This is a genomic window from Streptomyces sp. NPDC003016 (assembly GCF_053591455.1).
This window is the reverse complement of record NZ_JBSFTV010000037.1, coordinates 57537-68392: the sequence shown is the minus strand read 5'-3', so window position 1 is coordinate 68392 and position 10856 is coordinate 57537. Positions and strand designations below refer to the sequence as shown.

The window sequence follows — 10856 nt, the reverse complement described above, 5'->3', positions numbered from 1 at the left end:
GGACTGACGTTCAGCCGCGGGGTATTGCGCGCGGGGGGGCCCGCGCGCGGCCCCGGCCGCGGGCCCCCCTCGCGTACGTACGGCCGTCAGCCCGTCGTGTCCGCCTTGCGGACCGACAGCAGGTCCTCCAGCTGCTCCTCGCGCGCCTGGGCGGCCACGAACAGCAGCTCGTCGCCCGCCTCCAGGGTCTCCTCCTGGCTCGGCGTGAGCACGCGCGTACCGCGGATGATGGTGACCAGCGAGGTGTCCTCGGGCCAGTCCACGTCCCCGACCTGCGTGCCGGCCAGCGCCGACTCGGGCGGCAGCGTCAGCTCGACGAGGTTGGCGTCGCCGTGGCTGAAGCGCAGCAGCCGTACGAGATCGCCGACGCTCACCGCTTCCTCGACCAGCGCCGACATCAGACGCGGCGTGGAGACCGCGACGTCGACGCCCCAGGCCTCGGTGAACAGCCACTCGTTCTTGGGGTTGTTGACGCGGGCGACGACGCGCGGCACCCCGTACTCGGTCTTCGCGAGCAGCGAGACGACCAGGTTGACCTTGTCGTCACCGGTCGCCGCGATCACCACGTTGCAGCGCTGGAGCGCCGCCTCGTCGAGCGAGGTGATCTCGCAGGCGTCGGCCAGCAGCCACTCGGCGAGCGGCACCCGCTCCACCGAGATGGCGGTCGGCGCCTTGTCGATGAGCAGGATCTCGTGACCGTTCTCCAGCAGCTCGCCCGCGATGGAACGGCCCACCGCGCCGGCACCGGCAATAGCGACCCTCATGCGTGACCGCCTTCCTCGGGACCCTGCGCGCAGGCCGCCTCGACCTTCGCGATCTCTTCCGTACGCATCATCACGTGGACGAGGTCGCCCTCCTGGAGCACGGTCTGGGACGTCGGCAGTACGGCCTCGCCCAGCCGGGTGAGGAACGCGACGCGCACGCCCGTCTCCTCCTGGAGCCGGCTGATCTTGTGCCCGATCCAGGCGGGGGAGGTGTGCACCTCGGCGAGCTGCACACCGCCGCTCGGGTCGCGCCACAGCGGCTCCGCCCCGGACGGCAGCAGCCGCCGCATCATCTGGTCGGCGGTCCAGCGGACCGTGGCGACGGTGGGGATGCCCAGGCGCTGGTAGACCTCGGCGCGGCGCGGGTCGTAGATACGGGCCGCGACGTTCTCGATCGCGAACATCTCGCGGGCCACCCGGGCCGCGATGATGTTGGAGTTGTCGCCGCTGCTCACCGCCGCGAACGCGCCGGCCTCCTCGATGCCGGCCTCGCGGAGGGTGTCCTGGTCGAAGCCGACCCCGGTGACCCTGCGGCCCCCGAAACCGGACCCCAGGCGGCGGAAGGCCGTGGGGTCCCGGTCGATCACCGCGACCGTGTGCCCCTGTTGCTCCAGGGTCTGCGCGAGAGCGGCTCCCACTCGCCCGCATCCCATGATGACGACGTGCATCGTCCCGTTACCCCGCACTCCTGGTCGCCCCGCTGACCTGCACAAACACCCTGCTCACATCTTCCTTCTCGGCTCACCGGGGGTGGCACGGGGCAAAGTGCCCGGTACTGCCTCGCCCCTGTCTTCGTCCACCGTAGCGTCAACCCCGAACGTGCCATCGATCACGTCCGGCATGAGCCGCCCGTTCAGGTTCCGTAAAAGTGGGGGTGGTGGTTGGGCGGTGCCCTTTTCGAACGCTTACGATCCTCTCCGTGTCCAAACTGACCGACGTGCCCAAACGGATCCTGATCGGCCGGGCTCTGCGCAGCGACAGGCTGGGAGAAACACTCCTCCCCAAGCGCATCGCACTTCCCGTCTTCGCCTCCGACCCGCTCTCGTCCGTGGCGTACGCACCGGGAGAAGTGCTCCTCGTGCTCTCCATCGCGGGCGTGTCGGCGTACCACTTCAGCCCGTGGATCGCCGTCGCGGTCGTGGTGCTGATGTTCACGGTGGTCGCCTCGTACCGCCAGAACGTGCACGCCTACCCGAGTGGCGGCGGTGACTACGAGGTCGCCAACACCAACCTCGGCCCCAAGGCGGGGCTGACCGTCGCCAGCGCCCTGCTCGTCGACTACGTCCTCACCGTGGCCGTGTCGATCTCCTCCGGGGTGGAGAACCTCGGCTCCGCGATCCACTTCGTCGTCGAGCACAAGGTGGCGTGCGCCATCGGCATCATCGTGCTGCTGACGCTCATGAACCTGCGCGGTGTGAAGGAGTCGGGCAAGCTCTTCGCCATCCCCACGTACGTCTTCGTGGCGGGCGTCTTCACTATGATTGCCTGGGGCACCTACCGCGGAATCGTCATGGGCGACACCATGCACGCCCCGACCTCCGACTTCGAGATCAAACCCGAGCACGAGGGCCTGGCCGGCTTCGCCCTGGTCTTCCTGCTGCTGCGCGCCTTCTCCTCCGGCTGCGCGGCGCTCACCGGCGTCGAGGCCATCAGCAACGGCGTGCCCGCTTTCCGCAAGCCCAAGAGCAAGAACGCCGCATCCACGCTCGCCCTGATGGGCGCGCTGGCCGTCACCATGTTCTGCGGGATCATCGGCCTCGCCATGGCCACCGACGTGAAGATGGCGGAGTTCCCGGCCGAGGACCTCATCCACAACGGCGTCGCCGTCGGCCCGGACTATGTCCAGGACCCGGTGATCTCCCAGGTCGCGGCCGCCGTCTTCGGCGACGGCACGTTCTTCTTCGTGCTGCTCGCGGCGGCCACCGCGCTCGTCCTCTTCCTGGCCGCGAACACGGCGTACAACGGCTTCCCGCTGCTCGGCTCGATCCTCGCGCAGGACCGCTACCTGCCGCGCCAGCTGCACACCCGCGGCGACCGCCTCGCCTTCTCCAACGGCATCGTGCTGCTCGCGGGCGCGGCCATCCTGCTCGTCTGGATCTACGAAGCCGACTCGACCCGGCTCATCCAGCTCTACATCGTCGGCGTCTTCGTCTCCTTCACGCTCAGCCAGATCGGCATGGTGCGGCACTGGAACCGCCACCTGCGGACCGAGAAGGACCCGGCCGCGCGCCGCCGCATGGTCCGCTCCCGCGCGATCAACGCCTTCGGCGCGTTCTTCACGGGCCTGGTGCTCGTCGTGGTACTGGCCACCAAGTTCACGCACGGCGCGTGGGTCGCGCTGCTCGGCATGGTGATCTTCTACGGGACGATGACCGCGATCCGTAAGCACTACGACCGCGTCGCCGAGGAGATCGCCGCCGACGAGGGGCCCTCCGACGACAGCGTCCGCCCGTCCCGCGTCCACTCCATCGTCCTGGTCTCCAAGGTCCACAAGCCGACACTGCGGGCCCTGGCCTTCGCCAAGCTGACGCGCTCGGACAAGCTGGAGGCGCTGAGCATCAGCGTCGACCCGGCCGAGACGAAGGCGCTCAAGGAGGAGTGGGAGCGGCGCGGCATCAACGTGCCGTTGAAGATCCTGGACTCGCCGTACCGCGAGATCACGCGGCCGATCATCGATTATGTGAAGAGCCTGCGGCGCGAGAGCCCGAGGGACGCGATCAGCGTCTACATCCCGGAGTACGTGGTCGGGCACTGGTACGAGCACCTGCTGCACAACCAGAGCGCGCTGCGGCTCAAGGGCCGGCTGCTGTTCACGCCGGGTGTGATGGTGACCTCGGTGCCGTACCAGCTGCGGTCCTCCGAACTCGCGAAGGAACGGGCGAAGAAGCGCCAGGAGTGGAACCCGCCGGGCGCGGTGCGGCGCGGCCCGGTGGACGACCGCCGCCCCAAGGAGCCCAGCGGCAAGCGCTGACACTGCTCCCCTCTTCCCTCCCTCTTCCTTCCCCCTTCTCTCCCGCTGCGGCTTCGCTGTGGTGAACGGCCGGACGACTCCCACGTAGACTGGTGGGCTGTTGTCCGGCCGTACCCCTTTGATCTCTGGAGTCACCCCGTCATGCAGTCAGAATCCAAGGAATCCAAGGAAGCGGCCGACCAGTCCCTGGTCGGGACCGAGTACGAGGTCGAGGTCGGCCCCGTGGCCCACGGCGGCCACTGCATCGCCCGCACCGACGAGGGCCGGGTGCTGTTCGTACGGCACGCGCTGCCCGGCGAGAAGGTCCGCGCCCGCGTGACGGACGGCGGGGAGACCTCCCGCTACCTGCGCGCCGACGCGGTCGAGGTCATGAAGGCGTCCAAGGACCGCATCGAGGCCCCCTGCCCGTACGCCGGACCCGGCAAGTGCGGCGGCTGCGACTGGCAGCACGCCAAGCCGGGCGCGCAGCGGCGGCTCAAGGGCGAGGTCATCGCCGAGCAGCTCATGCGCCTCGCGGGCCTCACCCCGGAGGAGGCGGGCTGGGACGGCACCGTCATGCCGGCGGAGGGCGACAAGCTGCCCCAGGGCGAGGTGCCCGCGTGGCGCACCCGCGTGCAGTACGCCGTCGACGCCGAGGGCCGCGCCGGACTGCGCAAGCACCGCTCGCACGAGGTCCAGCCCATCGACCACTGCATGATCGCCGCACCCGGCGTCAGCGAACTCGGCATCGAGCAGCAGGACTGGCCCCAGATGGCATCGGTCGAGGCGATCGCCGCCACCGGCTCCAGCGACCGCCAGGTCGTCCTCACCCCGCGCCCCGGCGGCCGCCTCCCCCTCGTCGAGCTGGACAAGCCGGTCTCGGTCCTGCGCGTGGAGGAGAAGGACGGCGGAGTGCACCGGGTGCACGGCCGCGCCTTCGTGCGCGAGCGGGCGGACGGCCGTACGTACCGCGTCGGCATGGGCGGCTTCTGGCAGGTCCACCCGCAGGCCGCGGACACCCTGATGCGTGCCGTCATGCAGGGCCTGCTGCCGCGCAAGGGCGACTCGGCCCTCGACCTCTACTGCGGGGTCGGCCTCTTCGCGGGTGCGATCGCCGACCGGGTGGGCGACCAGGGCGCGGTGCTCGGCATCGAGACGAGCAAGCGCGCGGTGGAGGACGCCCGCCACAACCTCCAGGGCTTCGAGCGGGTCCGCATCGAGCAGGGCAAGGTCGACCAGGTCCTGCCGCGCACCGGAATCACGGACGTCGACCTGATCGTCCTGGACCCGCCCCGCGCGGGAGCCGGCAAGCAGACGGTCAAGCACCTGGCCACCCTGGGCGCCCGCCGCATCGCGTACGTGGCCTGCGACCCGGCGGCACTGGCCCGGGACCTGGCGTACTTCGCGGACAACGGCTACAAGGTGCGGACGCTGCGCGCGTTCGACTTGTTCCCGATGACGCACCACGTGGAGTGCGTGGCGATTCTGGAGCCTGCCATCAAGGGTGCTTGACGTGCTGTTTCCCACCTGGCCCGGGTTGCTCGGCCTGTTTCCGTTCAGGCAACGGGTCGAGCAGACAGCCTGTCCGGAGAAGCTGTCCTGACCTCTGGTTTCTCGCGAACCAGCGAGCGCAGCCACTCATGCCACACCGCACGTCTCATTACTCTTGACGCCCAGATGACGTCCGCTTTCAGCGGTGATCGGATCCGTATACATCCACGGTGAAGAACTGACTGGTGCGTGCGTATGCCAGATGATTTCCGTCGCTGCGACTGACGCCGGGTGACAGTGCGTACAGTACGGTGGCCTGCGTCGTCGCCTTCACCGTGCAACAGACGCAGGCCGAAAGGCGCTCAGGTTGCCCGCTCGGTGGAGAAGCGCTTCGGTTCCGACAGGACAGCGCGTGCGCCGTCGAAGTCGGCGAGTCTCGCTGCGAGCGTCGCTACGGCCAGGCTTGGGGGGAGAGCCGCCGAGAACTTGAGGCCGCGCACTGCTCGCGGGTCCACATCGGGCAGGACGAGCGCCGGCTCGGACTCAAGGGCATCGCGCCAGAGGTCCAGCGTCAAATCCTGGCGTAGGCGCAGATAGCAGTCGGACGGACGCTGTACCGGATCGCCGATCGACGCCAGCGTTGCGCCCAGCGTCGCATTGGCGCGGTACCCCGCCCACGTCCACCAACGGACGTCGTCGCCCTGCCGAGTCACCAGCGTCCCGCCGGGGTGGACGAGTCGGGGCGCCTCCTCGTCACGCCATTTCTGAAGGCAGACACCGGCTCGCCGGGTGAGGGAGACAGGAGGTTCGGCGCCCAGGAGGACCTCCCGCATGGCGCGAGTCAGCGCGTACGACAGACCGACGAGCGTGCCACCCGACCATTTGGCGACCCCGCCCCCGTCGACGGGCTCGACGAACACTCGTTTACGGCCCCAGTCGGTGAACGTCACCTGCCAGCTGCGGCCGGCCAGCAACAGGCGTCGTGGTCCTGGTCGTTCCTCGGTGAGTACGGAGGGGTCCATCCGGCCGATCTCGGTGCGCCCGGACAACACGGTGAACTGGGGAGGTGCCGTGAAGGAGGCAGTCAGCTCGATGAAGTGCCGCCGCCCGAAGCGGTGTTCGGCCTCGGGGCCGATGAACAGCATGCCTCCGTCGGAGTCCAGGAAGCCCTGCTCCGTCAGGTGACGCAGAATGGGCGCGGCCGAACGGTCGAAGGGCGCGAGGCCGTTCCACTGTTCCGGCCAGAGTCGGTCGCCCAGTTCGTGTTCCTGGAGTGTGGCGGCGAGCAACTGCTGGGCCACCAGGTGACGCGGCTCGGGTGGTGGGAGGACCGGTTCGACCCAGCCGCGGCCCCAGAGGAGCAACAGGCCGGCTGCCTGCAGCAGGGTGGCCCTCTGCGTGGCCAGGAAAAGACAGTTGCGGGTGCTTCCCTCCCGGCGCCCGGTGCGTCCGACACGTTGGAGGAACGAGGCGACGGTGCTGGGCGAATCGATTTGGATGACGCGGTCCAGGTCGCCGACATCGATGCCCAGTTCCAGGGTCGAGGTGGCCACGATGACGCAGTCTCGGGCTTCGGCGAAAGCCTGCTCGGATCGTGCCCGCTCGTCGGCGGAGAGCGAGGCGTGCGACAGGAAGACCCTGACTTCACGCGCCCGCAGCGCGGCACCCAATTCCTCGACCTGACGCCGGGAATCGCAGAACACCAATCGCTTCTCGCCCTTGTGCAGGGCCGCGATGACCTTGGCCGCGTTGGAGAGCGAGCCCACGTAGTCGAGTTCGATCTCTCCGGGCGGCAGGGCGGTGACGCCCGCGGCCGACGCCCGGCCGGACGAGGCGGCTGTGAGTCCCGGTGAGACGACCTGTCCCGGGCGCCGGCCGGCACCTGCCCCCTGGAGCCAGGTGAGCAGCTCCCGGGGATTCCCGACGGTCGCGGACAGTCCGATCCGCTGAATGGGGCGTCCCGTGACCCGTTGCAGACGTTCGAGTACCGCGAGCAGGTGCCAGCCTCGGTCGTCGCCTGCGAACGCGTGGACCTCATCGACGACGACGGTGCGAATCCCGCCCAGCAGATGCGCGTGATCCGTCTTCACGCCGATCAGCATTGCCTCCAGCGACTCGGGAGTCGTCAGCAGGATGTCGGGTCTGTCGGTACGGATGCGTTGGCGCTGGGACTCCTTCGTGTCTCCGTGCCACAGAGCCGCACTGCGGCCGAGCCACTGGGCGTACCCGTCGATGCGGGTCACCAGATTGTTGAGGAGTGCCTTGAGCGGGCAGAGATAGAGGACCGAGGTGCCGGTCCAGCCCTGGCCGGACATGGCCGAGAGGACTGGCAGGCAGGCTGCTTCGGTCTTGCCGCCCGCGGTGGGCGCCAGCAGTACGGCGTCCTCTCCGTCCATCACCGGATCGATCGCGGCCCGTTGCAGTGGCCGCAGGTCGGGCCAGCCGAGCGTGTTCACCACGTGGTGCAGGATGACGGGATCGAGCCGGTCGACGGGGTCCGCGCCCGACACCATCACAGCTCCAGGTCGATGTCGTCGGCCCTCGACGATTCGGCGAGGTTCCGCTCGACGTCGGTGAGTTCACTGCTGCCCACCGTCAGGCGGTAGTGCCGGCGTGGGTCGAAGTCCGAGAACTGGTCGATACGGTCCAGGACGTCGCCGACCAGTTTCTTGAGGAAGAGTCGTGGCGCGACGCCGACCTTCCCGCCGAGAGCTCCGCCCACCGCACGGGCGAGGTCGGCGATGTACGCGTCGTCGGCCAGCGATCTGATCCGGTCGGGTGAGTCGGCCCCCGATGTGTAGAGGTCACGGATGGTCACCCCGAGCCCCGTCAGCGACTCCAGGGTGAACCCGGACAGGCGTACCTGCACTGCCCGAGGGTTGTCGAAACGGGGATCGGTGGTGAAGTCCGTCGCGAGCCGCTGGGCGAGCGGCGGGAGCCGCTGAACACCCTGCTGACCTTCGTAGAACGCGGGTGTTCCGGTGATGACCAGATAGAGGCCGGGGAACCGTCCCGAGTGGACTTCGTCGATCAGCTGTCGGAGGGCATTGAGCGCCTTGTCGCGGGCGTCCGACCGAACCCGCTGCAGGGTCTCCACCTCGTCCAGTACGACGAACAGTCCCCGGTGGCCGGAGTCCCGCAACACGGTGAGCAGCCCCTGCAGGAAGCCGAGGGCCCCGAAGTGGTCCAGGTCGCCGCGCACCCCCGCGGACCGGCGGGCAGCCGCTGCCACATGGGGCTGGCCGCCGAGCCAGGCCAGAATGGCGGCCGCCGTCGGCTCGTCGCCCTCTGCGAGCGCGGAGCGGTATCCGCGCAGCGCGGTCGCGAAGGACGGGGCATGCCGCGACACCTCGGTCAGACGGGCGGTCAGCAATTGCTCCACCGCGCCGCTCAGATCGTTCTCGTCCGCCCCCGCCGCGAGAGCGTCCTCCTCGAGGGCGTAGAACCAGGCGTCCACCACAGGACGGAGCGCGCTCGGCGGGAAGCTGGGTGTGGACAGCCGCTCGGTGAGGCGCCGGTAGACGGTCTCCAGCTTGTGCAGTGGGGTTTCCGTCTCCGAGATCTGGATCTCTGAGACGGCGAAGTTGCGCTGCTTGGCGCGTTCCCCGAGCCAGCGAGTGAAGAACGTCTTGCCGGAGCCGTACTCGCCCCGTACGGCCTTGAAGACCGAGGCTCCCGAAGCGACCGCGTCGAGTTCCGCGTCGAGCGCGGACTCGAAACGGTCGAGTCCGGTGGCGAGGAGATCCAGGCCGCTCTCGGGCACCGCACCCCGACGGAGAGCGTCGAGGGCGGTGCGCCGCCGGGCGGCGGAGACGGGAGAAGGGCGAGGATCGATCACTCGCGCATTGTCCCATCTGCGCCGCGCCGGAGGTCGTGCTCCGAGGTCATCTGCGACGGAGTCTGCCGTATCCGAGGTTGTCCGTGAGATAGCTGACGAAGTCGCTGCTCTTTGCGGTCTTGTCGGGGTTCGACCGGTTCTCCCGCTGGAATCTTTCGAACTGTTCCTGCAGTGACGTCCACAACGACTCGAGGCGGGCAGGGGTCGGGAAGACGCCCTCCCGGGCGGCGTTGTTCAGGGTTTCCGGCTTGCTGAACACGCGGCCTATGAGGTCCACGGCACTGAGCATGGCGAGGTGGAAGCGAAGGTTGGTGTGCAGTGAGCGGGACGCGGGATCCGACATCGACTGCAGGAACTCGTCCACCTGTCGCTGTGCCATGGCCAGCCACAGGTAGACGGGGAGTTCGGTCTTGTCGGAGAAGACGCGGCGGTAGTCCGAGTCCGACTTCAGCAGGCTCGAAGGGCGCGCACGGGCGTAGTCGGGCTGTCCCAGCGCCATGGCCATCACGGACTGCGCGAGCAGGGGAATGCTGACGATACGGTCGGCCGACTTGCCCTGGTTCCGGTAGAAGTTCTTGCGCCGGTCGTAGAACCAGTCGTGTTCGAGGAAGTACGACTCGATCTGCCGCTGGATGTCGTCCGTGGCCCGAAGAGAGGCGACCGGCACGCTCGTCTGCCGGTTGGTGGCGCGGATGACGGAGTCACGGGCCGCCTGGTCCACGGTGACCAGAATGCGCACCTGCACCAACCTGTCGAAGACAGGGTCGGCGGGATCCCTCAGGTAGAGGTCGTTGAGCGTCTCATGGAGCGTGTACGACGTCTGGAGACCGTTGACGATCTGCACGTCGGAGAGGCTGAGCCGCTTCCCGACCGAGGTGGCTTGCGAGCACACGATGGTGATGCCGTTGTTGAGCCACCAGAATTCCGGCGCGCCGGGGTTTTGGAGGGATGCCGTGATCTCCCGGTTCACCTCGACGTTTCCCTGGTAGTCACGGACGTTCCAGTCGAAGATGTGGGACTTGATCGCCCCGCTTTCGTCGCTGAGGAAGTCGATGTACTCGCCCAGCGACACGAGCGCGATGTGGCTGGTGCCGTGGGTGATGCTCTCCCGATAGGGAAGCTCCAGGGTGTACGAGGGGAGGGTGCTGGCGCGCTTCCAGAGTTCCGCGGGACCCAGAAACTCGACTTCACCGGTGGAGATGGCGAAGGCGCTCGAAAACTGTGCCTCCAGGATCTTGGCCTTCGCCTGAACCTTGGGATGTACCTCGCTCGCCTCGCCGCGCGTCACGTACGAGAATTTGATCACCACGCTCGGATGGCGGGAGAGGAGCCGCATCAATGCCGTCCTGAACAGCCTGAAACGGGCGAGCAGGTCTTCCGTGTACAGGATCCCGACGGTGGCCTCGTCCACCTCCATGTTCAGGAGGTTCGCGCACGTGGACGCCACCTTGTCGAGGGCTGTTTCGGAGAAACCGGGACTGGTCTTGGCCTGAACGAGCCAGAGCGTCAGCTGGGTTCCGGCCTCGACGTTCGAGACCGCGGAACTCTGATGGAGGATCTCGCTGTCCTCGTGCAGGAGCCGGCCACCGAGGAAGACGTACGCCCCGTCGATGCCGCCGTCGTTCGCACCACCGATCACACCGGCTTCGATCTCTTCCTCGGAGAGACCCAAGCCGTGCAGCGCGTGTTCGCTGGCGAACCTTTCGAAGGCCGCGTCGAACGAGAGAGGGACGGCGCGGGTGTTGCGATGTTCCTCGATCATCTGGTTGATCAGTACACGGTCGTTGGCGCTCATGGCTCCCGGCTCATCGGT

7 protein-coding genes are annotated in these 10856 nt (G+C 68.3%); 2 read left to right on the top strand and 5 right to left on the bottom strand.

Annotated features, from left to right (window positions below):
* Positions 1-86 precede the first annotated feature (86 nt).
* A complete protein-coding gene (locus ACWDZ4_RS27725; RefSeq protein WP_344490359.1) occupies positions 87-764 on the bottom strand; it encodes a potassium channel family protein in 678 nt (225 codons plus the stop codon).
* Positions 761-1432 carry a potassium channel family protein gene (locus tag ACWDZ4_RS27720; RefSeq protein WP_451511114.1) on the bottom strand — a complete coding sequence of 224 codons (672 nt, stop codon included), beginning with the start codon at positions 1430-1432 and terminating at the stop codon, positions 761-763. The genes ACWDZ4_RS27725 and ACWDZ4_RS27720 overlap by 4 nt, the downstream gene beginning before the upstream one ends.
* A gap of 251 nt (positions 1433-1683) precedes the next feature.
* Here ACWDZ4_RS27720 and ACWDZ4_RS27715 point away from each other — a divergent pair, with 251 nt between their 5' ends.
* On the top strand, positions 1684-3735 hold the full coding sequence (locus ACWDZ4_RS27715; protein WP_451511113.1) for an APC family permease: 2052 nt from the start codon (positions 1684-1686) through the stop codon (positions 3733-3735).
* 141 nt (positions 3736-3876) lie between these two features.
* A complete protein-coding gene (locus tag ACWDZ4_RS27710) occupies positions 3877-5226 on the top strand; it encodes a class I SAM-dependent RNA methyltransferase (protein ID WP_451511112.1) in 1350 nt (449 codons plus the stop codon).
* A 341-nt stretch (positions 5227-5567) separates the two neighbouring features.
* Here the strand turns inward: ACWDZ4_RS27710 and ACWDZ4_RS27705 are convergent, their stop codons facing one another.
* From ACWDZ4_RS27705 to ACWDZ4_RS27695, 3 genes are read right to left on the bottom strand one after another with little or no spacing between them, the layout of a single operon-like run.
* Positions 5568-7718: a DEAD/DEAH box helicase gene (locus ACWDZ4_RS27705; protein ID WP_451511111.1), complete on the bottom strand. Its 2151-nt coding sequence runs from the start codon at positions 7716-7718 to the stop codon at positions 5568-5570.
* A complete protein-coding gene (gene brxD, locus ACWDZ4_RS27700; protein ID WP_451511110.1) occupies positions 7718-9043 on the bottom strand; it encodes a BREX system ATP-binding protein BrxD in 1326 nt (441 codons plus the stop codon). The genes ACWDZ4_RS27705 and brxD overlap by 1 nt, the downstream gene beginning before the upstream one ends.
* A gap of 46 nt (positions 9044-9089) precedes the next feature.
* Complete coding sequence (locus ACWDZ4_RS27695) at positions 9090-10838, bottom strand: AIPR family protein (protein ID WP_451511109.1); 1749 nt, start codon at positions 10836-10838, stop codon at positions 9090-9092.
* Positions 10839-10856 lie beyond the last annotated feature (18 nt).

What these genes read in the sequence shown, in the direction of transcription:
- ACWDZ4_RS27725 (WP_344490359.1), bottom strand. Translation starts at nt 764, where the DNA reads ATGAGGGTCGCTATTGCCGGTGCCGGCGCGGTGGGCCGTTCCATCGCG.
- ACWDZ4_RS27720 (WP_451511114.1), bottom strand. Translation starts at nt 1,432, where the DNA reads ATGCACGTCGTCATCATGGGATGCGGGCGAGTGGGAGCCGCTCTCGCG.
- ACWDZ4_RS27710 (WP_451511112.1), top strand. Translation starts at nt 3,877, where the DNA reads ATGCAGTCAGAATCCAAGGAATCCAAGGAAGCGGCCGACCAGTCCCTG.
- ACWDZ4_RS27705 (WP_451511111.1), bottom strand. Translation starts at nt 7,718, where the DNA reads ATGGTGTCGGGCGCGGACCCCGTCGACCGGCTCGATCCCGTCATCCTG.
- ACWDZ4_RS27695 (WP_451511109.1), bottom strand. Translation starts at nt 10,838, where the DNA reads ATGAGCGCCAACGACCGTGTACTGATCAACCAGATGATCGAGGAACAT.